The organism is Rothia nasimurium (assembly GCF_928381415.1).
Taxonomy (GTDB): Bacteria; Actinomycetota; Actinomycetes; order Actinomycetales; family Micrococcaceae; genus Rothia; species Rothia nasimurium_H.
On sequence record NZ_CAKMSF010000001.1, the window covers coordinates 244,499 to 266,393 of the forward strand.

Consider the following 21,895-nt stretch of genomic DNA (forward strand, 5'->3'; position numbering starts at 1 on the left):
GGTAGGGTCCGTACCTGTTGGCGTTGGGTGAAACGGCTAGCCATGCAGAGCTATCTAGGGCTAGAGTAAGGGGCGAAATAACCAACCGAAAGGCAACGCTATGAACGAGGATCTACGTCAGGTCACCGTCGATGAAATCCCCGCAGGGGCCAAAATTCTGGACGTGCGCGAAGATTACGAGTGGGTAGAAGGCCATATCGAAGGCGCCCAGCACATTCCCCTGGGTGAGGTGCCCGAGCGCTACGGCGAAGTTCCCCTCGATGAGGACGTCTACGTCATCTGCCGCGCTGGTGGCCGCTCCTTGCGCGCCGCAGCCTACCTGACCCAGTACGGCTTCGATGCCATCAACGTTATCGGCGGTATGGGTGCCTGGCAGGACGCCGAGAAACCCATGGTCTCAGAAAACGGCGAAACCCCGCAGGTTCGCTAGCTTGATGGCGGGTAGCTGCGGTTTTACCTGCGCAAGCCACCCTTGGGCGTCAGCCTCGAGCCAGGCTTGCGCAGGTAAAACCCCTGCCTACCCCGTTACAATGAGTCGGTGACTTCTCTAACCTGTCGTGCCCTGAATTTCCCGGTAGACCCCGCCGCCGCTTTTCCTCTACTGGCTGATAGTTCTCCCTATGCTTTCTGGCTGGATTCGGCCCGCGACGAGTCTCCCATGTCCCGCTACTCCTACCTGGGGGCGCCCCTGAGTGGGGGAGTGCTGCGCTACGCGCAGCCGGGGCAGGTGGACCTACTTGATGTGAGTGGACGCCCCCAGCAGACCTACCGCGGCAGCATCTGGCAGGTGCTTCCCGACTTCCTGGAGTCCGCGCCGCGCCCCGAACTTGGCGAGGGTAAGGACGCCCCGCCTGCCGACGTCCTACTGGGCGGCTATGTGGGGTTTATGGGCTATGAGGCTCACGCAGACCTAGAAGTCACCGCCTTCCACAGCGAACACCCCCAGCGGGTGGCCCGCACCCCCGACGCCCTCTGGATGCCCGCCACCCACTACCTAATTTACGAGCACGATAGCGGGAAAGCCTGGCTGGTTGGGCCCGCTGACTGGGTTGAAGAGACCGCACAAAAACTGCTTAAAACCAGCACTTCACCTGAATCTATAGCCGGTCAAGAATATGCTTCGCGGGTAGTTTTACCCGACTTCCCCCTGCCCGATCGAACGGACTATCTAGCTGCTATTGCCACCGCCCAGGCCGAGATTGCTGAGGGCAACAGCTACGAGGTGTGCCTGACGGCTGAGACCTCCCAGCAGCTGCCCACCCCACTGGGTGCCGATGAACTTCTGAGCCTCTATCTGGCCCAGCGGCAGGCTAACGCCGCCCCCTATGCCGCCTTCTTGCGGTGCGATGACTTCACGGTGCTCTCGTCCTCGCCCGAGAAGTTCTTGACCGTCACCGCTGAGGGCCGCGCCGAAGCCAAGCCCATCAAGGGCACTGTGCCGCGGGGTGCGTCCGCTCATGAAGATGCCCAGGCGGCCGCCTGGCTCGCGCATGACCCCAAAACCCGGGCCGAAAACCTCATGATCGTGGACCTGCTCCGTAACGACCTCTCCCTGGTCTCCCACCCCGAGAGCGTGCGGGTGCCGGTGCTGATGGGGGTGGAATCCTACTCGACCGTGCACCAGCTGGTCTCGACCATCGTCTCCCAGCTGCGTCCGGGCATCACCGCCCTAGATGCGGTCGCCGCCTGCTTCCCCGGCGGCTCCATGACCGGGGCGCCCAAGGCCGCCACCATGGCCATTATCGACCGGCTTGAGGGCAGGGCCCGCGGGGTTTACTCCGGTGCCCTGGGCTACCTGGGAGCGGACGGCTCAGCCGCCCTCTCCATCGTCATTAGGACGCTGGTAGCCCACTCGGGCGGCCTTATCACCCTGGCCGCGGGTGGGGCAATTGTCGCTGACTCCGACCCGGCCGCTGAATATGACGAGATGGTCACCAAGCTCCGGGCGGCTGTGCCCAGGTAGCACCTGGTAGGGGCTGCGATAAGGTAAATAACCCTGTGAGCTGTGGGGTAGGCGGAAGCCTGCCCCTCTTTTTTTAAAAAACTCTTGCGCTTCCCCGCTCTGCAACTTAGGTTAATTACATGAGTAACTAACCAACTAGCCTGCCCGCTGGGCAGGTTAGGTAACCACACAGAAGGAGGTGCTCATGCTGACCGGTGACAAGCCGATCTTCCAACAAATTGCAGACCATATCAGCAGCGAAATTCTGGCAGGAACCTATGCCGAAGAAAGCCAGGTTCCCTCCACCAACGAATTCGCTCTCTTCTACCGGATCAACCCTGCAACCGCCGGTAAAGGCGTCAACCTCCTGGTCGACCAGGGCGTTCTCTACAAGAAACGAGGTATAGGCATGTTTGTGGCAACGGGGGCACAAGACATTCTGCGCACTAACCGGCGGCGCGACTTCATTGCCGGCTACATCACCCCGCTCATTGATGAGGCCCGTACCCTGGGCCTGAGCCAGGACGAGGTTCTCACGGCCCTCCGCGCCGGTTTCAATGTTGAGGGCGGTGGAGGCGCGAGCTCCCTGCAGACCCTCGGCGAAAGCGGGGAGCAGTCATGACGGCAGTAGTACGCACCCAGGGCCTCACCAAAATCTACGGCTCCACCGCAGCCCTCTCAGACATTAACATCACCCTGGAGGAGGGGCTTATCTACGGTCTGGCCGGGCGAAACGGCTCCGGTAAGACCACTTTGCTCGCTGCCCTCGTCGGGCAGGTTACCCCCACCAGCGGTTCTGTTGAACTCTTTGGTGCCAAGCCGAGTGGGCGCATCCTTGCCCGAACCCACTTTCAACGCACCTACCTGGCCTACCCCGACGGACTGAAAGTGCGGGACGTCCTGAGATTGGCAAGCCTAGCGTATCCAGCCTGGAACGAAACCCTGGCTGATACCCTCATCAAGGACTTTGCCCTCAACCCTGCGGCCAAGGCTCGCAAGCTATCCGATGGGCAGGCATCCGCCCTAGGAATCATCGTTGCCCTCGCCAGCCGGGCAGAACTCACCCTCATGGACGAACCCTACTCCGGCCTGGACCCTGTCGCCCGCACCATTTTCTATGACCGGCTCCTAACTGACTTTGCCCTCAACCCACGCACCATCGTCCTCTCCACCCACCTGCTCAATGAAATTGCGCCCCTGCTAGACCGCGTGCTGATGCTCCGTGACGGCGCCCTCGTACTCGACGGGTCCCACGACGAGGCTGCCACCAGCGCCCACGAAATTGCCGGTAGTCAAGACGCTATCAACGTCTACCTAGCCCGTACTGGACTAGTGGACGCCGTCGCCCGGCAGCGCGCAATCGGTTCGCTGGTCACAGCCCTACTCGCCGCCCCGCTCACCGAAACGAACGAACAGCTTGCGGTCTCGCTCGGAGTTCACATTCAACCCGTCAGCCTGCAGGACTCCCTGGCCGTACACAGCGACGCCACCTACTCACCCCTACTTGAGCCCCAAGGAGGTCGCCATGACTAGCACACTTCACGCTGAGCCCCTCTACCCAGCTCTACCGGAAGCACAGCCCACCCGTACCGGGGGAGGTACTCGTACCGTTTTCCGTATGCTCCTGAGCGAGCGGGCTACCAGCATTCTGCTTCCCCTGTTCCTGCCGCTCGGTGTTGCAGTACTTATGCTGGGACTCGCTTGGGTTCATGCGGTTCTGACCGGCCACCCGCTGGCGGACTACAGCGGCTTCATTAACCACAACTCTATGCAGGTCATTATCCTGCCCCTGGTTCTGGGTGTGACTATGCTCCTCAGCTACCGGTCACATGCCCGGCTCATACTGGGGATGGGACTAGGGCGCTGGGACTACTTCCGTGGCTACCTCTCCTTAGCCCTCTACCGGGCAGCCCTTGCCACACTGGTCTACGCTGTAACCCTTGCCCTCGAATTGCTGAACAAGGGCTATGGGCGCGGGTGGCAGGTGTTCAACCAGGACTTCGATACCTGGTCGTTTGCCTTTGATAAGACCTACAGCACCCTGGGGCGGGCATACGCGGTAACAGATTACCTAGCTACCTGGTTTATCGTCCTGCTGGCTGTGCAGGTGGCAGCCCTCTTTATTGCCATAGTCTCCCTACGCTGGGGGTCTCTGGCGATGTGCCTGATGCTGTGTGTAGTGGTCCTGCTCATCTTCAATATTTCCCGTCAGCTCTTCGGTGCAACTGCCTGGGATATGGGTATTGGCACCCTCTGGGGCCAGTTCCATTCCGATTACGATACCTACAACGTCTGGGAGCTAGCTGCAGCTCAGGGCGGCGTCGCTGACCGGGATATCTCTGTATTTGATCATCCTCCCCTTGAGTTGATCGTGTGGAAGTACGGTTTGCTCGTCTTCCCCCTCTGCGCCGCCTACCTGCTCTCCGCTGTGAGCTGGGCCCGAGCGTCCCTACGCTAACCTGCCCTGCCTGCTACCCCCTAAAAAGTGCAAGTGCCTGTCACTTTTCACGGGGCACTTGCACTTTTCGCGGGGTAAATATCTGCCGGTCTACTAGACTAAAAGGCATGACTAACCTCTCCACCACCCTCCCCATCGAAGAAGCCCGCGAACGCCTGCGCGAGCTCATCAGCGAACTAGCCGTCGTGCGCGGCAAGGTCACCCTGGCCTCCGGTAAGGAAGCCGACTACTACGTCGACCTGCGCCGTATCACCCTGCACCACGAGGCCTCCCGCCTGGTTGGCCAGGTCATGCTCGACCTGCTCGACTCAGCCGGAATCGAATTTGACGCCGCCGGCGGTCTGACCATGGGTGCTGACCCCGTCGGTCACGCCATCATGCGCACCGCTGGCGACCAGGGCCGCGCCATCGACACCTTCGTGGTGCGGAAGGCTCAGAAGTCCTACGGCATGGGCCGTCAGGTTGAGGGCCCCTCAGTGGAAGGACGCCGCGTGGTAGCTGTCGAGGACACCTCCACCACCGGCGGCTCCGCTCTCACTGCCGTCGAAGCCCTGCGCAAGGCAGGCGCTGAGGTTGTAGCTGTTGCCGTTATCGTTGACCGCGCAACCGGCGCCAAGGAGCACATCGAAGAGGTTGCGGGCGTTCCCTGCCTCTACGCCTACTCCAAGACCGACCTGGGCCTGGACTAAGTGGCAGACCTAGAAGCAACCGAGCCCGAAAGCGAGAGCCCGGAGCGGGAAATCGGCGTCGGCCCCTGGGAAGGCGAATGGCCAGAAGGCGACCACTGGGACCCCGAGCTGCTGCGCGAGGGCGACCGCCGCAACGTCCTTGACCACTACCGCTACTGGACCATGGACGCCATCATCGCCGACCTTGATACCCGCCGCCACTCCTTCCACGTAGCCATCGAAAACTGGCAGCACGACCTCAACATCGGCACCGTGGTGCGCACCGCTAACGCCTTTCTGGCGAAAGAAGTGCACATTATCGGCAAGAAGCGCTGGAACCGACGCGGGGCTATGGTGACTGACCGCTACCAGCACGTGCGCCACCACCCTACCGTCGAGGACTTTGTGACCTGGGCGAAAGGTGAGGGGCTTGCCATCATCGGCATTGATATCTTCCCCGACTCCAAGCAGCTGGAAACCTACGACCTGCCCAAGGACTGCGTCCTGGTCTTTGGCCAGGAGGGGCCCGGCCTGTCAGAGGAGATTCACGCGGCCGCCGAGGCAACCCTGTCTATCGAGCAGTACGGCTCCACCCGGTCTATGAATGCAGCAACCGCTGCCGGCATCGCCATGCATGCCTGGATACGCCGTCACGAGTTCGGCCAGCGGGTGAGCTAGACCTGGGAGCGGATGCCCGCCCCAACGGCGTCCGTCGCGCCTGCCTGCTGTGCCAGTTCGTTCGTGCCCACCGGCGTCCGTACACCAACAATCCGCTGAGTGTCCACGAGAGTCGCGGAGTGCCCACAATTCTTGTGGGCACTCCGCGATTTTCATAAGCACTTGCATTTCTGCAAAAACTTTCCCCCTGAAGTATTTTATTAATGTACTAGCGGGTCTAGAATAGCTCTGTAGGTGAAAGACGAGAGCAAAGAGGTGCAGCATGGCTACGAAACCAGAACCCAACAAGAACCCCCAGGGTGCACCCGCTACCCAGTTGCCCACCACCAGCAGCCCGCGCAAGCTCATGACGGCCCTGCTCACCCCGCTTTTCATGGCCCTCATGGCTATTTCGGTGGTCAACGTTGCCCTCACCCCCATCGGGAACTCCCTGAACGCAGGCTCCAGTCAGACCCAGTGGGTAGTCTCGGGTTATGCCCTGGCCTTCGGCGTGCCCCTGGTTGCGGCAGGACGCATCGGTGACGCCACCGGCCGCCGCCGCATGTTCATGATCGGCGTTTCCTTCTTCACCCTAGGCTCCCTGCTCAGCGCTATTGCACCCACCATCGAAATCCTCATCGCCGCCCGCGTGCTCCAGGGCCTCGGCGCAGGCTTCTTCAACCCCCAAACCACGGGCATCATCCAGGCCAACTTCACCGGCCAAGCCCGCGCCCGCGCCTACGGCATGTTCGGTACCGTGGTGGCGCTCGCCGTCATTGTGGGCCCGGTGCTCGGTGGCTTCCTCATACAAATCTTCGGCGATGCTCTCGGCTGGCGCATGATGTTCCTGGTCAACGTGCCTATCGGCCTAGCCGGGCTCCTGCTGGCCCGTCTCTGGGTGCCCAACGACCGGGCGTCCGCACCCTCGCACGGAACCCGCCTCGACCTTGACCCCGTGGGCATGGCAACCCTTGCCCTAGCTATTTTCGCGGTTCTCTTCCCCTTCGTGGAGCGCAGCGGCAATCTGCTGGTCTGGGTCACCCTGCCGGCCGGCCTAGCCCTGCTGGCCTTCTTCATCGCTTGGGAGAAGCGCTACAAGAAGGCAGGTCGCCCGCCCATGCTCGACATTGATTTGGTGACCAAGCCGGCTTTCCGCAACGGCATTATGATCGTGACCCTCTACTTCTTGGGCAATACCAGCGTCTGGCTGGTGATCCCCATTTACGTGCAGAACCACCTGGGTCAAAGCGCGCTGACCGCCGCCCTGATTACGATTCCCTCGTCCCTGCTGTCTGCTTTTGCTGCTCCCTGGGCAGGACGCCGCGTGCTGGCTATGGGCCGCCGCATGGTGATGCTGGGGTTCGGGCTGTCGCTCACTTCGATTCTTGCCACCATGCTTACCGTCACCCCGGTTGAGCAGGGGCTGCTGCCGGTCTGGGCTCTGGCGGTGCCTCTCATCTTGATTGGTGCCGGTGGTGGTCTGGTGATTTCTCCCAATCAGACCCTCACACTGGCCTCCGTTCCGCCCGCTATTAGCGGTGTGGCCGGAGGCGTGCTGTCCCTGGGCCAGCGTATGGGCACGGCAATCGGTACAGCTATCATTCCCTCGATTCTCTACGGGCTAGTTGAATCGGGTGCCCACTGGAACGTGGGGCTGATTGCCTCCTTCGGGGCTATCGTGCTCACCCTCTCGCTCGGTCTGACCTTCACTATCGCTGACCGTCGCCGCGAACTGCGCGAGGGGTAACACTAGCCCGCGCCCGCTTCATAAAAGTGCTTATCAGGTACAGTAAAAACATTCCCTGTACACACATTCCGCCTAGGTTAGCCGTTTCTTAACCAGAGCAGCTACCTACGGCATCAGCACACACAATGGAGTGAGGTTGATATGGACAAGCCCCACATCACGGGTGACCACCTGCAAAAATACAGTGCAGCTCCCACCCAGGCCATCGACCAGATTCACCGCTCGCGCGGCTCCCAGGCGCCAGAGGTTGAAGCCGGCGAACGCAAAAAGCGCCTCATCGGCCTCTTCGGCGGCCTGCTTGCAGCCGCCCTGGTTTACGTCATCATGCCCGGCGACGTACCCGACGCCGCGCGCCTGACCGCAGCCACCGCCGTCCTGATGGGTGCCTGGTGGATGACCGAAGCCCTGCCCATCCCCGCCACAGCCCTGCTGCCGCTGGTGATTTTCCCGGTCTTCAACAGTGACGTGAAAATCAACGATATTGGCGCTAGCTACGGCAACAACATCATCTTCCTTTTCATGGGCGGCTTCCTGCTCGCCCTGGCCATGCAGCGCTGGAACCTGCACCGCCGCATCGCCCTGCTGACCCTCAAGGTCATGGGCACCAAGCCCTCCATGATGGTTGCGGGCTTCATGGTAGCCACCGGCTTTCTCTCCATGTGGGTCTCGAACACCGCCACCGCCGTCATGATGATTCCCATCGGTGTCTCCGTGCTCATGCTGATTGCCCAGGCCAGCGGCACCACCGACATTAAAATTGAGGACGGCGCATCCCCCGACGACCAGGCCGTCAAGGACGCTGTGATCAAGTCCGACTTCGGAACCGCCCTCATGCTGGGTATCGCTTACGCCGCCTCCATCGGCTCCCTCGGCACCCTGATCGGCACCCCGCCCAACACCCTGCTCGCCGGTTACATGGCAGACACCCACGACGTGCACATCGGCTTTGGTCAGTGGATGCTGGTGGGAGTACCCCTGTCGGTGATCGTGCTCTTTGTCTGCTGGTTCCTGCTCACCAAGGTGCTCTTCAAGCCCGAAATCAAAGAGATTCCCGGCGGTAAGAAACTCATCGCCAACGAATACGCCAAACTCGGTGCCATGAGCTCGGGTGAACTGCGCGTGCTCATTATCTTTATCGCTGCCGCCCTGGCCTGGATTTTCGTCCCTATCATCTGGTCTAAGTCACCGCCCATCACTGACGCCGGTATCGCCGTTGCCGTTGGCCTGCTGCTCTTTGCGCTACCCGCCGGTGGCACCGCCAACAAGGGCGTGCGCCTCATCGACTGGGAAACCGCAACCAAGCTGCCCTGGGGCGTCCTGCTCCTCTTCGGCGGCGGCCTAGCCCTCTCCGGCCAGTTCACCAGCTCCGGCCTCACCCAGTGGATCGGCGACTCCGTCGGCGCCCTCGGCACCCTGCCCATCCTCGTCATCGTGCTGCTGGTGACCACCGGCGTCATCTTCCTCACCGAACTCACCAGTAACACCGCCACCGCAGCCACCTTCCTACCCGTCGCCGGCGGCATCGCCATGGGCATGGGCTACGACCCCATGCTGCTCGCCATCCCCGTCGCCCTCGCCGCCACCTGCGCCTTCATGCTCCCCGTAGCGACCCCGCCCAACGCCATCGCCTACGGCTCGGGCTACGTCACCATCGGGCAGATGGTCAAGGGCGGCCTCTGGCTCAACCTCTTCTCCATCGTGGCAATCACCGCAGTGACCATGACCCTGGCCATGTGGATCTTCGCGCTGTAGGCCGTATTCAAAAGGTTTGGCAGGCTCGCGCTGGCTGCGACCCTCTCGCCTGGTTCGCTTCGCTCACATGGGCGATTCACGCCAGCCGCCGAGCCAGCAGCTGCGCTGCGACCCTGCCTCACTCACCTTTTGAATACTCCTCACTAAACCCATAAAAACCCAACACCCTAACACCGGCAAGCACCAAAAGCCGGTGTTAGGGTGCTTAAGACCCCCAGAAACACATGGTTTTCTGTGGGTTTATGTCCGAAATTAGTGTGGGAAACCTACCCTTTACCGCCGTGCCCTTGGTAAACTGAAAAGCAGGCAGGCGCTCGCCCCACCGCGTCCTTACACGCACCGGGTGCAGCACCAACTCACACCAGGCCACCAACCGGGTGGCCCCACCGACAACCAAGGAGTCAGCATGCCTATTGCAACCCCTGAAGTCTACGCAGAAATGCTCGAAAACGCCCGCGCCAAGGGCTTTGCGTACCCCGCAGTAAACGTCACCTCTTCACAGACCCTGAACGCAGCTATCCGCGGCTTCGCAGAAGCAGGCTCAGACGGCATCATCCAGGCCTCCACCGGTGGCGCCGCCTACTGGTCAGGCCCCAACAAGAAGAACATGGTTGTCGGCTCTCTCGCCTTCGCTGCCTACGCACGCGAAGTTGCCAAGCAGTACGACGTCAACATCGCCCTGCACACTGACCACTGCCCCCAGGACAAGCTCGACGACTTCGTGCTGCCCCTGCTCGCAGAGTCAGAGAAGGCTGTAGCCCGCGGCGAAGACCCCATCTTCAACTCCCACATGTGGGATGGCTCCGCTATCTCCCTCGAAGAGAACCTCAAGATCGCTCAGGAACTGATCGAGCGCACCTCCAAGAACCACCAGGTTCTCGAAGTTGAAATCGGCGCAGTTGGCGGCGAAGAAGACGGCGTTGAAGGCGCTATCGATGACTCCCTCTACACCACCGTTGAGGACGCCATCAAGACCGTTGAGGCCATCGGCCTGGGCGAAAAGGGCACCTACATGGCAGCCCTGACCTTCGGTAACGTTCACGGCGTCTACAAGCCCGGTAACGTTCACCTGCGCCCCGAACTGCTCAAGGAAATCCAGACCGAGGTTGGCGCCAAGTACGGCAAGGGCGAAAAGCCCTTCTTCCTGGTCTTCCACGGCGGTTCAGGCTCCACCGAGCAGGAGATTGCAGATGCAGTTTCCTACGGTGTTATCAAGATGAACATCGACACCGACACCCAGTACGCCTACACCCGCCCCGTTGTGGACCACATGTTCCGCAACTACGATGGCGTGCTTAAGGTTGATGGCGAGGTCGGCAACAAGAAGACCTACGACCCCCGCGTATGGGGTGCAGCTGCTGAAGCTGGCATGGCCGCTCGCGTGGTTGAGGCTGCTCAGCAGCTCGGCTCCGCTGGTACTTCCGGCAAGTAAGCCCTGTAGCTAGGTTCGCTAGCCTAGAACAAAGGCGCCGGACGCTCCCGCTTGTGCGGGTGCGTCCGGTGCCTTTGTGTTGTGGTGGTGAATGTGCCGCGAAGTGCGGACGCCGGCCCCGGCTAGACGATGGACAGGAAGGTCATGATGTTCACCAGGTTGGTGAAGTCGATGAACATGCCGCCGACGATGGGCAGGATGAAGAAGGCCAGCTTGGAGGCCTTGTATTTGGTGACCAGGGAAGCCATGTTGGCGATGCCGTTGGGGGTTGCGCCCATGCCGAAGCCGCAGTGGCCGGCGGTGAGGATAGCTGCGTCGTAGTCTGCGCCCATGGCACGGAAGGTAACGAAGTTAGCCCATACCCACATGAGTGCAATCTGGGCTAGCAGGAGCACGATGAGCGGGATAGCCAGCTCGGCCAGCTGCCAGAGCTGAATATTCATGAGGGCCATCGCCAAAAAGACGTTGAGGCCGATGTTGCCCAGCACTTCAACCTCCTGCTCGGGCACGAGCTCGTGGTATTCCTTGGAGTTGCGGCGGTCGCTGATGTAGCGCAGGGCGATGGCGATGATCATGGGGCCCATGTAGCTGGGGAAGGCGGCGCGGTCGGTGAGCTGGCCAACCAGGTAGTTGAGGGCCTCGGTGAGGTAGCTACCGATGAACATGGCGACCAGGATCATGATGAAGCCGTGCAGGATGCTGTCGGCGTTGAGCTTGCGCGGGCGTACGGTCAGCAGGGCGGTGTTGATGTTGACCTGGTGGGAGGGTTCCTTCTCGAGCAGGTTGTGCTTGATGATTAGGCGGTTGGCGACGGGGCCACCCATGAGTGAGCCGGCGATGAGGCCGAAGGTTGCGGCGGTGTAGGCGACGGTTTCTGCACCGGTGACGCCGGAGGCTTCAACGAGCGGGGCGATACCGCCGGAGACGCCGTGGCCGCCGGTCATGGGGGTGGAGCCGGTCATGAGCGCCAGGGCTGGGTCGACGTTGACCACGGGGGCGACCAGGACGGCCACGATGTTCTGTGCGATACAGAGACCCGTTGCGACCAGCAGGAAGAGGCCTACCTTTGAGCCGGCTGACTTGAGCACCTTGAGCGAGGCGCCGTAGCCGACCGAGGTGAAGAAGATGACCATGAAGAAGCTCTGCAGGGTGGTGTCGAACTTGATGGTCAGCACCCCGGTCTGGTTGAGGACCAGGTTGACCAGGGAGAAGAGGAAGCCGCCGATGACGGGCGAGGGGATAGCGAAGCGCTGGAAGAAGTAGAAGCGGTTCTTAATCCACATACCGAGTAGCAGCAGCATCACTGCCCAGCCGGCGGACTGAACCATGGTGAGTTCAAGCGTCATAGGAGTCTCTCTGTATCTATGTGATCGTGTGTGTTTTCCACTTCGTCGGCGAAGTTGACCTCTCACACTATACGGGACACCTCGGTGTGGTGCGGCTGGGTTTTCGTCACAGCGGGGTGCGCGGACGCCTGCCGTCGGCAGGCGTGGGAGTAGCTGGTGGGTGGCGCGAGGCTTAAATACAAAAAAGGGTGTTTTTGGGAGTTAGGGGCGTTTGGTTGTGGTGCTATCTCCCAAAATGGGGTGTTTTTGGGAGATGGGGTGGCATAAGATTTCCTGTAACTACCAAAAAGATGAGATTTTGGGAGATAGGGGAGCATGAAAAAATACCGGAGCCTCAAATCCATTTTTCACCAGTTCGACCGGCAGACCGCTGAAAAGTACGCGCAAGACCGCCGCGAGATGGGCTACGAAACTGGCTTTATGGTGGGCGAGCATAGCCTGTTCTATGCGGTGACCCCTCAGCTTCTTCTTCTGCAGGAACAGATCCTGCTGAATGAGAGAACGCTTGAAGAACTAGCAGCTAGCCTTCCCGCGACTGCCCGGGCGAGTTATCTCTATGAACTTATTACTCAGGAAATCTCAGCGACGAACGAGATTGAGGGGGTTCGGTCCACTCGGCAGGAGATACAAGAGGCCCTCGACGCTGAACCTTCTGACAATAAAAAGTTTAGAGAGATAGCCCGTCTCTACGTGGAGCTCTCACAGGGCAAAGTGAATGTGCCGCGCTCTTTAGAAGAGATACGAGCAACCTACGACCGTCTCTTCGGCGCAGAGATTGCCGATGAGGATCGGCCTGATGGCAGGCTTTTTAGGGCTGGTCCTGTCTATGTGCATGATGGCTCAGGTGCAATCATTCATGCCGGTGCCCGAGGTGAAGAGGTCCTCGAACAGCAGCTGCAGGCTATGTTGGACCATCTTGAGAGTGCTGATGTTCCTTTTCTTCTGTCGCGGGCTGTTTCTCACTTTATGTTTGAGGCGGCCCACCCCTTCTATGACGGTAATGGGCGGTTTGGGCGTTTTCTGTTGAGCGCCCAGCTGCAGGAGGTGCTCTCTACCTACACGGTGCTTACGCTCTCACGCGTTGTGAACCAGAAAAAAGAGGAGTACCACAGGGCCTTTAGCGATGTTGAAGAGCCCCTTAACTACGGTGAGGTTACCTCTTTTGCGCATGTCATTCTAGGTTTTATTTATGCTGCCCAACGTGAGCTTCTGCATGATTTTGGGCAGAAGAGAGAGCTGATAGAGTCACTGCGGGAACGGGTTGATGGTCTCAAAGACGGTAGTTTTGAACTGGCGTCTGGTGCATGTGAAGTGCTTCTCATCGTAGGGCAGACCTACCTGTTGAGCGGTGCCCGCGGGCTTACCTGGGATGAGCTGACCCAGATGCTTGAGAAATCACGTAACACAGTTAGGGCCTATCTCGAGGAGCTAGAGCAGCAAAAACTCATTGAGCGCACCTCGTCCCGCCCATTGCGCGTGCGGTTGAGTGAGACCGGTAAGGCCCTCCTTTTCCCCGGGCACGCGTAGACTTTTTGTAGTTACAAGAATTTGAGTTGAATGGAGTACCCATGTCACTTGCCGGTAAGAACCTGCTAGATGGCCCCGCCCCCACCCTGCTGCCTGAGGAGCCTGAGCTGACGGCCCGCGTCCGCGCCGGTGAGGCTCCCGCTGATCTTGCGCAGGCCTTCCCCAAGTCGTCGCTGGCCTGGGCCCTGCTGGCCGAAGAAACCTTGAGCGCCGGTAGGACCCTTGAAGCCTACGCCTATGCGCGCGTGGGCTACCACCGCGGTCTGGACGCCCTGCGCGGCAATGGCTGGCGCGGGCACGGCCCGATTCCGGTCAGCCATGAACCGAACCGGGGCTTCCTGAAGGCCCTGCTGATTCTGGGTCAGACCGCAGCAGCGATCGGTGAGACGGACGAGGCTGAGCGTATCGAGAAGTTCCTGAACGACTCCGACCCGGCTGCCGCCGCCGAGCTGGCCTAGGTTGTATCTAGGTTCTCCAGTGGCTCTAGATGTTGAGCAGATTACCTTGAGCAGGCTCAACACGCGAGCAGAAATCGGGTAGACTATAGAGCAACATTCATCCCCGTTGCGTACGGTCCTTTGTGACTGGCTGATCCGTTAGCCGTGTACGCTACGGGGATTTTTCTATAAAATTTAGACATGATTCTGCCTTCAGACCTGGCAACAAAACACCCTCCGCAACGTACCAAACCATGGCTTGATATAGACCAACAGGTAGCCAAACTAGAGATGCGTGGGTTGTCTTTAGACGATTCGCAGCGGGTTCTTTTGGCTAGCTTCCTTGCACACCAGAACTATTACCGTTTCAGTGGTTACTTTAAGCAGTTTATGGAACCTGGTCAGGCTGATAAGTTCAAGCCGGGAACAACTCTCGAACAGCTTCTAACGGTCTACTCGCTTGATAATCAGGTGCGGCTACTGGTTTTTCGTGGTGTGCAGGTAATTGAACCAATTATTAGAACACGGGTAGCTTTTCGCCTGGCTGAAGGACCAGAAAACGGGCCTACCCGTTATCTTTTGAGAAGCGCCTACGAGCCGTCTCGCCCAAGTAATCTGCCGCCTCGTGGAATGCCTCTGGCTGATTGGCAGGCTAAACACGCGGGTCTTACTCGTAGCCGTGAATCTTTGATGAGAAGTATTGAAGACACCTTGAGTCGCGAGGAACTGTATCTTCAGCACTTTGTGAATCAGGGGCAGCAGGTTCCTTTGTGGGCAATGGTTGAGGCGATGTCTCTCGGGGATCTCTCAAAGATGGTGAGCACCTGGAAAGATACCAACCAGATACAGCGTCTGATGGATGATTTAGGGTTTACACGAGCTGAGGAACTACGTCGAGCTATTGGTAACGTAAATTTCTTTCGGAACCTAGCTGCTCACCACAACCGATTGTGGGGTAGGCGTCTTACTCGTCCTGTTGCAAAGTCACCGTGGAAAGGAGCAACAGGTTTAGAGTATTCGGGATTACCGGTGGAAGCTCCCGCTCATATTCTGCGTCTGTTGTCTGATTGGGTGGACCATATTCAAGGAGACCAGACGTATTCAACTGAGTTATGGCGGCTTATCAGTAGCGATGCAACGTATGAAGAAGGAATGCTTTTCCCGTCTCTATAGATGCCTTCAGATTTCCGACCCCACCGCCGCTGCCGAGCTCGCTTAGTCGCCGTCCGCCCCGGGTTTTCTATGAATATGAAGAAAACCCGGGGCGGGTTGTTTTTGTTCAGCAAAAGGGCGTAGGCTGATTAATGCAACATTTTTCAACGACGAAAATGAATGGGAGACCCCCTCATGCGCATTGGCGTACCCCGCGAAATCAAGCCCCAGGAACAGCGCGTTGGCCTCACCCCCGACGGCGTGCTGGCTCTTGTTCAGGCTGGCCACGACGTGCTGATTGAGAAGGACGCCGGGTTCGGCGCAGGCTTTTCCAATGAGGAATACGAGAAGGCCGGGGCTACCCTGGTCAGCCAGGAAGAGGCATGGACTAAGGCCGAACTGCTCGTCAAGGTCAAAGAGCCGATTGAGCCCGAGTACAAGTACCTGCGTGAGGATCTGACCCTTTTCACCTACCTGCACCTGGCTGCTGACAAGCCCCTGACCGAGGCCCTGCTGGCTGCGAAGACCCGCGGTATCGCGTACGAGACCGTGCGTAACGGCCGTGCCCTGCCCCTGCTGCTTCCCATGAGTGAGGTTGCGGGCCGTCTGGCTGCTCAGGCTGCGACCCAGTACACCATGGCTACCGAGGGTGGTCAGGGTATTCTGCTGGGTGGCGTGCCCGGTGTTGCCCCCGGCCGCGTTGTGGTTCTGGGTGGCGGTAACGTGGGTACCCACGCCGCCAAGCTCGCTGTTGGCGCTGGTGCTGAGGTTACCATTCTTGAGGGCTATGGCCCCCGCGTGCGTGAACTGTCTGACCTGTTTGGCTCCAGCGCGCGCGTGCTGAACTCCACCCCCGCGAACATTGAGCGTGAAATCGCTGAGGCCGATGTGGTGATTGGGTCGATTCTGGTTCCCGGCGCTAAGGCTCCTAAGGTTGTGCGCCGTGAGCACCTGAAGACCATGAAGCCCGGCACCCTGCTGATTGACGTCGCGATTGACCAGGGCGGCTGCTTTGAGACCTCCCGCCCCACCACCTATGCTGACCCGATTTTTGAGGTGGACGGCATCCGTCACTACTGCGTTGCCAACATGCCCGGTGCTGTGCCCCGCACCTCGACGATCGCCCTGACTGACGCAACCCTGCCCTATGTGCTGAAGCTAGCTGCTGGTGTAGACGAGGCTCTGGAGAATAACCCCGACCTGGCCCTGGGCCTGAATACCGACGCTGGCAAGATTACTTTTGCCGGCGTTGCTGAGGCCTTCCCTGAGCTGCCTGCCGCCTAGGTTTTAGAGGTAGCTTAAGGGTGCGGACGCCCGCCCCACCTTCCTGCCCTGCGGCAGGGGAGTGGGGCGGGCGTCCTTGTTTATTTTCGGGCTACTTGCTGTGCTTGCCTGTGTAGGGTGGGCGCACCGGCAGGAGTCTGCGCGCCAAGAGGTAGAGCATGTACGCTAGCGCGGCGTGGAGGGACGCTGTGCCCCACACCGTGAGCGCGAGTGATTCCGGTAGCAGGGTGTAGAAGAGGAAGGTTCCTAGCATTGTGCCTGCCAGGCCGAGAAAGAGAATCCCGGCCCCGTGCCAGGCGTACTTGCCCTGCCAGGGAACACGAGCCATTTCAAGGCCGACTCCGCCGAGGAAGATAGAGACGAATCCCAGCCAGTTGCTGTCGGCGTATATGCCCCAGGCTATAGACCCATAGCCTAGGCCAATGACCAGGGCAGCTGCGGGAGAAGCCCCGATCATGATGGGGTCTTGGCTTGGTTCGTGTGCCGGGGTGCTTGTCATTCCTGCTCCCTGCTGAGGGGATGGTAGCCGGTCATGACCCAACGGCTAAACGTGAAAGCCAGGGCGATAATGGCAATTAGGCGCCAGGTCTCCTGCGCATTGCCATTAATGGCGGGCTCTAAAAGAGCAATGATGGCAATCATATAAATCAGATTGCTCGCTATCTTGTAGCTGGGTTTGATGTCGGAGGGGGCAGTCTGCGCGGGCTGGCGCGCAAACACGAAACTGTACGCCATGACGCAACCGAGCCCCACAAACATTAGCGGGTAAAGCTCGTACATGATAGCGGTTGCCACGAACGCTACTCCTGCAGTGTAGAGCAGGGTCGGTGCCCAGCGGTTGCCGATGCGCTCCTCGTGGGTGTAGGGCGCGGACGCCTGCTGCACGGCTGGCCGGGACTGGATGGTCTGTTCGGTCATGAGAATCTCCTCCTTGAGATTTCTACCATTGTAGAACTGTGGGCTCTAGTCAGGCTAGGGTTGCCCGCTATTTGTTGTTGTGTATGGCGGTAACCTCCTTGTTGTCTGCCTACTCCACCCAATTATATCATTGCTTACTATTTGGGAGGATAGAGAAAAGGTCGCAACCTTTTGGTTGCGACCTTTTCTCATACACACACATTTCTTTCGCACCTATCCCCTAGGGGAGGAGCTTCAGAGGTTACACACATTTCTCTGAAAGAGGTGACTCATCGTCACGGTGAGATTCTCAGTCTCTTGAGGTTGCGAGGTTTTCTCTCCTCGTCCTCATGTCTTTAACTATGGCACCCTAACCTTTGAACTCAATTCGGGGAACCTGTGCGAAACCTAAGAAAATACTTTTCTTGTGAAGTTTCTTGGGTGAGGGGCTGGGTTAGCCGCTGGTGCAGCCCCAGGCGTCCGCACCTGTAGCGCAGTCCTCGGCAACCAGGCCAACCTTGGTGCGCCAGACTCGCACCAGCTGCGGGTCGCTGGTACGGCTGACTGTACCGTCGATGACCTGCCAGGGCCCGCCATCGACGGAGTATTCACCGCGGTAGGTGGTGGTCAGGGCGAAGTAGTAGTCGCCGGGGTCTGTGTAGCGGTGGGAGGTGTCGGTGGGTTGGTCCCAGACGTCCGCGCCGAGCTGGTAGCCGGGGTAGGTTATTGGCCCGAGGGCGGCGCCGTCTCCGTAGTCGAAGGTGTAGGAGATGGGGGTTGCGCGAAGTACGACGTTTTGGCCGTTGATGGTGCGCGTGAATTCTTGTGGGTTGGGGTCGGCCCAGAAGTTGGTGTTGTAGTTTTTGAGGGTGTGAGGTGCGCGTTCTTGGTGGGGTGTGGCGGCTGCGATGGGGAAGGTGTCGAAGTCGTGGGTTGTGAGGGTGACGCGGATGGTGCGTAGTACGGTTTGCCCGTTTTCTTCGGCGATTTCTAGGCCTGCAGCTTCGAGTTCTGCTGGGGTGAGGGGGACGCAGCCGATGGGGCCTTGGGGAGTGTTATAGGGGGTGTCTGCGCCGTCGGCCCAGTCGGCTGGGACGAGGGAGAGGACGCCGAGGTCACCGTTGCCTGCTAGGCAGTAGGTTCCCGGGGAGGGCGCGCCTCCTACTTGGAGGGCTGCGCGGTTGGGGCCTCGGGGCTTATCGAAGTAGATGAGTTTAACCGCAGATGGGAGACCCTCATCGTGGACTTGATACTCAGGAGGAGCCTCATCCGAACTATCTACACCATCTTCAGACTTGATAAAGCTCTCAATGATATCGATTTTAAATCCATCATCGTCTGCCTCACCTGATGAGGTAGCATGAGCCCCCGGAGATACGTTCAAAACAGCTAGTAAAAGCGCACAAGAGATTGAAAATACTTTAATCCGCACTAGTTAATCTCCTTTGTGCTGAGTACCTTCCAACCCCCATCTTGGAATTTCAGGCGAAAATCTACGCCCTTACTTATTGAATCTGAGTTGTCGTTATAGATTGCTTTACCGTCATACCAGAGAACAGAGTCTTCTGCTTCAAAGTTGCTCCCGACTGAGTATTCTCCGTTTCCTAGAGAGACAATGAGCTCTTTGTTGTAGTGGATGGTAAGTCCACCAGCGACAACCCACCCCCCTGAAGCATAGATTTCTTCCAGTGATTGATAGAATTCATGTTCTTTAGTATGGGATTCGTCGACTAGTAGTTTCACCTCTGAGGTATCGCCGGTCTGGTAAGCATAATTGCGCATCTCCTGCCAGTACACAATAAATTTTTCCATCGCCTCTGGCGACTCAATATTCATGCCTTCTGGAGCAACCGGTTTGGGCACGTTCTGGGCGGGGCCGTGCTCGTCAGCAGCGCGGTATTCACCTTCGGGTGCTTTTGAGCCACCCGAATAATTGGTTTCTTCTGCGCTGGCAGTTTCCTCAACGGCGCTCGCAGAGGTGGCTGCTACTGCGGAGGTCGTGGTGCTTGAATTTGGTTCGGGAACCGACCCTGTGGCCTGCGCACCGCAACCGGTAAGAGCTAGTAGCGCGATAGCTGTTAGGGCAAGACTGCGGGTGGGAGTGTGTTTCATAAGGGTCTCCTGGTGACATCTTTGTGACTAGGTCTTATGTGTGTTTATAGTGCTGGGTTTGTGCCATGGCAAGAGTTTCGGCCCGCTTGCCCGGTTTTTGACAGCAGATTACGCTGAAGACGGCCAGTTATCCACAGGTCTTGCGTCTGACGTGGGCTAATAGGCCTACAGAGAAGGGCCTATGAAAGCATTTGAGCAGGTAAGAAAGCAAGCGGGTCAGGGGGGAAGCTGAACCTGTTGTTCATCCTGTTTCTCTATCTAACAGTGCTCCAAAATATAACGAGCAAAGCGCCCCTCACATGGTGGTGTGAGGGGCGCTTGTAGTAATTAGGGCATTGGCTAGAAAAGGGTATCGGAAGAACTATCTACCGTATTAGTGAGAGATGCATTCTCGCGCTCTAGCCCGTAGTGGCGGCGATTGATAGCCTTGCCAAGTGCGTTAGGGATGCCCACGACTAATGCGTTGCCCATGCAGAAAGCACGATGTCCATCAGTTAAGCCCGCATCAGTCCAGCCCTTGGGGAAACCCTGAATCTGATCTAGTTCATCGGGAATAAGACGGCGTAGGCGACCTGATTTCGTCTTCACAACATGTTTAAATCGTGAGGCACCTGCTCCGCCCTCGCCGGTCAAAATGGTGCGTGCCGGGCGGTCGAGGGGGTCGGGGAAGGACATACTACCTTCTGAGTAGGTGTACTTGAATCCACTAGCTTTATTAATGCGTTCTTCCTTTTTTCCACCCTTAAGGTATTCCCAGGCCTGGATTTTGCTAGGTTCAATAAAGAACTGGTCTGGCACTTCGGTTTCGTCGACCACGATATCGCCGAGAGTAAGACATTTGCCTGTGTACAGAGCTTCTGGCTTCGCGGTATAGATTTTACCCTGCTGCATTACGCCGGCATCTTGGAACCGTGAGGTTTTTGCACCTAGACCAAAGTTTTGAGTCACTTCAAAGGGGTCAATACTAATGCTGAAGTTATCTTCGCGAGTCAGGTTCTGGGTAATAGGGAAGGCCTCAGCAAAAACCCCTTCGGTACGCAGGGTTGTTTCTAGGTTCCACGTTGTGTCGGTAAGTTCTGCATAGATATATACACGTTTACGCTTCTGGGGGTGGCCATAGTCAGCTGCGTTAATAACGCGCCACTCAACGGAATACCCCAGCGAGTAGAAGCATGAAAGAATAATTGCGAAGTCACGACCACGCTGTTTCGAGGGTGATTTCAGTAGTCGGTCTACATTTTCGAGGACAACGTAGCGAGGCTTCTTCATCTCTAGCGCACGGTAGATATCCCACCAGAGTACGCCCTTTTTGCCTTCAATGCCGTGTGATTGAGATAAGGGCTTGGAGACAGAGTAGTCTTGGCAGGGGAAGCCGCCAACGAGCATATCTGCGTCTGGAATAGTGATTTCACCATTCTCGGCCATGGTGAGAGCTTTATTGATGTCTTCGTTGAGGAAGTTTTCTTCACCAAAACGTGCAACATAGCAACGGGCAGCAAACTGCTTGGTGGGTGTTCCTGGGGGTTCCCACTGGTTAGCCCAGACTGTCTCAAAGCTGCCAGCTGAGGGCAGGGTAAACCCATCTTTGTTGTAGCCTTCGAAGCCCAGGCGGAAGCCGCCAACGCCCGCGAAGAGTTCGATTATGCGAATCGGCTGGTCGGCCACTCTGGAGCCTCCTGTTGGGGATAGTTGGTCTCAATGATTATAGATCAGAACGGGTGTTCTGATCAAGATTTTCGGAGGAGTTTTGAGGCACAGTGCTGTCTGATTGGCTTGAGCCGTAAATAACCTTGTATTCTGAGCTGCCTGCAACTTTTTTCTTAACTATCGTTGATGTGTTCCTGGATTTTGTGTTTTTTATCTTTTCAACCAGATAATTTTCAAGACCTTCCAATCCGATAATTACTGTTGGTGTAATCAAGAAATTCATATGAGGTTTGAGCTGTTTTATATATTTTTCGTAGGTTCCAATTGCGCCGTCGAACCCACCGTTCGCCTGAAGTGTGCTTTTGGCGGTAATTACTATTCCAAATTTTGTTCGTTTATCTCCATCGAGAGCTTTTTGCACATGGTTTATTTCAGAAGCTAGGACTGGTTTCATCAGGTTTACCAATGCTGCACTGCTGTGGTTGAAGGCAACTTCAAGTGAGAATAGTCCAGGATATGCGAAATCAAGGCGCCATGCTTTATTCTTAGATCCCTTTTCTACATCTGAGTAATTTTTGTCTTTGAATATGTAAACTTCTTTTTCCCATCCGTTTTCCAGAAGCTTATTTCTTAGTGTTTCGTTTAATATTATAGAAATACTTTTGTCGTTTTTCTTATCGTCTCTTATTCGTTTGATAAATTTATCTAAAATTTCATCCTCATTGATATTTTGAATTATTTTTTCAAGTTTTTCAAAAACTTTTTTGGCTTCCTTGTCGCCTCTAATTATTTCCAATCCATATCTGTGTGAATATAGTTCGTACTTCATGATTATCT

The 21,895-nt window shown here is 57.8% G+C and carries 21 protein-coding genes; 14 read left to right on the forward strand and 7 right to left on the reverse strand.

Features of this window, described 5'->3' with window-relative positions; translation table 11 throughout:
- Window positions 1-100: 100 nt before the first annotated feature.
- From L7A20_RS01160 to fbaA, 10 genes are all read left to right on the forward strand, one after another.
- A complete protein-coding gene (locus L7A20_RS01160; protein ID WP_237222106.1) occupies window positions 101-430 on the forward strand; it encodes a rhodanese-like domain-containing protein in 330 nt (109 codons plus the stop codon).
- A gap of 108 nt (window positions 431-538) precedes the next feature.
- The gene (locus tag L7A20_RS01165) at window positions 539-1,963 is read left to right on the forward strand and encodes an anthranilate synthase component I family protein (RefSeq protein WP_237222107.1); all 1,425 of its coding nucleotides are present in this window, start codon (window positions 539-541) and stop codon (window positions 1,961-1,963) included.
- Between the two features lie 184 nt (window positions 1,964-2,147).
- Window positions 2,148-2,564 (forward strand): GntR family transcriptional regulator, encoded by a 417-nt coding sequence (locus L7A20_RS01170; protein WP_237206040.1) that lies wholly within the window; start codon window positions 2,148-2,150, stop codon window positions 2,562-2,564.
- Window positions 2,561-3,475 carry an ATP-binding cassette domain-containing protein gene (locus tag L7A20_RS01175; protein ID WP_237222108.1) on the forward strand — a complete coding sequence of 305 codons (915 nt, stop codon included), beginning with the start codon at window positions 2,561-2,563 and terminating at the stop codon, window positions 3,473-3,475. The genes L7A20_RS01170 and L7A20_RS01175 overlap by 4 nt, the downstream gene beginning before the upstream one ends.
- Window positions 3,468-4,400 (forward strand): hypothetical protein, encoded by a 933-nt coding sequence (locus L7A20_RS01180; RefSeq protein ID WP_237222109.1) that lies wholly within the window; start codon window positions 3,468-3,470, stop codon window positions 4,398-4,400. The genes L7A20_RS01175 and L7A20_RS01180 overlap by 8 nt, the downstream gene beginning before the upstream one ends.
- A gap of 107 nt (window positions 4,401-4,507) precedes the next feature.
- The gene (gene pyrE / locus L7A20_RS01185) at window positions 4,508-5,089 is read left to right on the forward strand and encodes an orotate phosphoribosyltransferase (protein ID WP_237187354.1); all 582 of its coding nucleotides are present in this window, start codon (window positions 4,508-4,510) and stop codon (window positions 5,087-5,089) included.
- Window positions 5,090-5,746: a TrmH family RNA methyltransferase gene (locus L7A20_RS01190; RefSeq protein WP_237199168.1), complete on the forward strand. Its 657-nt coding sequence runs from the start codon at window positions 5,090-5,092 to the stop codon at window positions 5,744-5,746.
- Window positions 5,747-6,008: 262 nt separating this feature from the next.
- Window positions 6,009-7,472 (forward strand): MFS transporter, encoded by a 1,464-nt coding sequence (locus L7A20_RS01195; RefSeq protein ID WP_237222110.1) that lies wholly within the window; start codon window positions 6,009-6,011, stop codon window positions 7,470-7,472.
- 141 nt (window positions 7,473-7,613) lie between these two features.
- Entirely contained in the window at window positions 7,614-9,224 is a 1,611-nt protein-coding gene (locus L7A20_RS01200; protein WP_237222111.1) for an SLC13 family permease, read from the forward strand.
- A gap of 406 nt (window positions 9,225-9,630) precedes the next feature.
- Window positions 9,631-10,656, forward strand: coding sequence for a class II fructose-bisphosphate aldolase (gene fbaA, locus L7A20_RS01205; protein ID WP_135012224.1), 1,026 nt, complete (start codon window positions 9,631-9,633; stop codon window positions 10,654-10,656).
- Between the two features lie 122 nt (window positions 10,657-10,778).
- Here the strand turns inward: fbaA and L7A20_RS01210 are convergent, their stop codons facing one another.
- On the reverse strand, window positions 10,779-12,002 hold the full coding sequence (locus tag L7A20_RS01210; RefSeq protein WP_237222112.1) for a sodium/glutamate symporter: 1,224 nt from the start codon (window positions 12,000-12,002) through the stop codon (window positions 10,779-10,781).
- A gap of 399 nt (window positions 12,003-12,401) precedes the next feature.
- On the opposite strand from L7A20_RS01210, the gene L7A20_RS01215 reads away from it, so the two are divergent.
- The 4 genes from L7A20_RS01215 (at window position 12,402) to ald (ending at window position 16,402) form a co-directional block, all read left to right on the forward strand.
- On the forward strand, window positions 12,402-13,529 hold the full coding sequence (locus tag L7A20_RS01215; RefSeq protein ID WP_237222113.1) for a Fic family protein: 1,128 nt from the start codon (window positions 12,402-12,404) through the stop codon (window positions 13,527-13,529).
- Window positions 13,530-13,570: 41 nt separating this feature from the next.
- Entirely contained in the window at window positions 13,571-13,987 is a 417-nt protein-coding gene (locus L7A20_RS01220) for a DUF3151 domain-containing protein (RefSeq protein WP_135012220.1), read from the forward strand.
- Between the two features lie 180 nt (window positions 13,988-14,167).
- Window positions 14,168-15,139: an Abi family protein gene (locus L7A20_RS01225; protein WP_237222114.1), complete on the forward strand. Its 972-nt coding sequence runs from the start codon at window positions 14,168-14,170 to the stop codon at window positions 15,137-15,139.
- Between the two features lie 174 nt (window positions 15,140-15,313).
- On the forward strand, window positions 15,314-16,402 hold the full coding sequence (gene ald, locus L7A20_RS01230; protein ID WP_237196287.1) for an alanine dehydrogenase: 1,089 nt from the start codon (window positions 15,314-15,316) through the stop codon (window positions 16,400-16,402).
- A 91-nt stretch (window positions 16,403-16,493) separates the two neighbouring features.
- On the opposite strand, the gene L7A20_RS01235 is transcribed toward ald, so the two are convergent.
- The 6 genes from L7A20_RS01235 to L7A20_RS01260 all read right to left on the reverse strand — a co-directional run bounded on the left by L7A20_RS01235 (window position 16,494) and on the right by L7A20_RS01260 (window position 21,887).
- Window positions 16,494-16,901 (reverse strand): hypothetical protein, encoded by a 408-nt coding sequence (locus tag L7A20_RS01235; RefSeq protein WP_237199628.1) that lies wholly within the window; start codon window positions 16,899-16,901, stop codon window positions 16,494-16,496.
- Window positions 16,898-17,320, reverse strand: coding sequence for a hypothetical protein (locus tag L7A20_RS01240; RefSeq protein ID WP_237222115.1), 423 nt, complete (start codon window positions 17,318-17,320; stop codon window positions 16,898-16,900). The genes L7A20_RS01235 and L7A20_RS01240 overlap by 4 nt, the downstream gene beginning before the upstream one ends.
- Window positions 17,321-17,753: 433 nt before the next feature.
- Window positions 17,754-18,683: a hypothetical protein gene (locus L7A20_RS01245; protein WP_237222116.1), complete on the reverse strand. Its 930-nt coding sequence runs from the start codon at window positions 18,681-18,683 to the stop codon at window positions 17,754-17,756.
- Window positions 18,684-18,730: 47 nt separating this feature from the next.
- The gene (locus L7A20_RS01250) at window positions 18,731-19,411 is read right to left on the reverse strand and encodes a DUF6318 family protein (protein ID WP_237222117.1); all 681 of its coding nucleotides are present in this window, start codon (window positions 19,409-19,411) and stop codon (window positions 18,731-18,733) included.
- 339 nt (window positions 19,412-19,750) lie between these two features.
- On the reverse strand, window positions 19,751-21,076 hold the full coding sequence (dcm, locus tag L7A20_RS01255; RefSeq protein ID WP_237222118.1) for a DNA (cytosine-5-)-methyltransferase: 1,326 nt from the start codon (window positions 21,074-21,076) through the stop codon (window positions 19,751-19,753).
- A 37-nt stretch (window positions 21,077-21,113) separates the two neighbouring features.
- Window positions 21,114-21,887: a hypothetical protein gene (locus L7A20_RS01260; protein WP_237222119.1), complete on the reverse strand. Its 774-nt coding sequence runs from the start codon at window positions 21,885-21,887 to the stop codon at window positions 21,114-21,116.
- Between the last annotated feature and the right edge of the window lie 8 nt (window positions 21,888-21,895).

Coding starts and splice junctions, on each gene's coding strand:
- L7A20_RS01160 (WP_237222106.1), top strand. CDS start 101: ATGAACGAGGATCTACGTCAGGTCACCGTCGATGAAATCCCCGCAGGG.
- L7A20_RS01170 (WP_237206040.1), top strand. CDS start 2,148: ATGCTGACCGGTGACAAGCCGATCTTCCAACAAATTGCAGACCATATC.
- L7A20_RS01175 (WP_237222108.1), top strand. CDS start 2,561: ATGACGGCAGTAGTACGCACCCAGGGCCTCACCAAAATCTACGGCTCC.
- L7A20_RS01180 (WP_237222109.1), top strand. CDS start 3,468: ATGACTAGCACACTTCACGCTGAGCCCCTCTACCCAGCTCTACCGGAA.
- pyrE (WP_237187354.1), top strand. CDS start 4,508: ATGACTAACCTCTCCACCACCCTCCCCATCGAAGAAGCCCGCGAACGC.
- L7A20_RS01195 (WP_237222110.1), top strand. CDS start 6,009: ATGGCTACGAAACCAGAACCCAACAAGAACCCCCAGGGTGCACCCGCT.
- L7A20_RS01200 (WP_237222111.1), top strand. CDS start 7,614: ATGGACAAGCCCCACATCACGGGTGACCACCTGCAAAAATACAGTGCA.
- fbaA (WP_135012224.1), top strand. CDS start 9,631: ATGCCTATTGCAACCCCTGAAGTCTACGCAGAAATGCTCGAAAACGCC.
- L7A20_RS01210 (WP_237222112.1), bottom strand. CDS start 12,002: ATGACGCTTGAACTCACCATGGTTCAGTCCGCCGGCTGGGCAGTGATG.
- L7A20_RS01215 (WP_237222113.1), top strand. CDS start 12,402: ATGGGCTACGAAACTGGCTTTATGGTGGGCGAGCATAGCCTGTTCTAT.
- L7A20_RS01220 (WP_135012220.1), top strand. CDS start 13,571: ATGTCACTTGCCGGTAAGAACCTGCTAGATGGCCCCGCCCCCACCCTG.
- L7A20_RS01225 (WP_237222114.1), top strand. CDS start 14,168: ATGATTCTGCCTTCAGACCTGGCAACAAAACACCCTCCGCAACGTACC.
- ald (WP_237196287.1), top strand. CDS start 15,314: ATGCGCATTGGCGTACCCCGCGAAATCAAGCCCCAGGAACAGCGCGTT.
- L7A20_RS01235 (WP_237199628.1), bottom strand. CDS start 16,901: ATGACAAGCACCCCGGCACACGAACCAAGCCAAGACCCCATCATGATC.
- L7A20_RS01240 (WP_237222115.1), bottom strand. CDS start 17,320: ATGACCGAACAGACCATCCAGTCCCGGCCAGCCGTGCAGCAGGCGTCC.
- L7A20_RS01250 (WP_237222117.1), bottom strand. CDS start 19,411: ATGAAACACACTCCCACCCGCAGTCTTGCCCTAACAGCTATCGCGCTA.
- L7A20_RS01260 (WP_237222119.1), bottom strand. CDS start 21,887: ATGAAGTACGAACTATATTCACACAGATATGGATTGGAAATAATTAGA.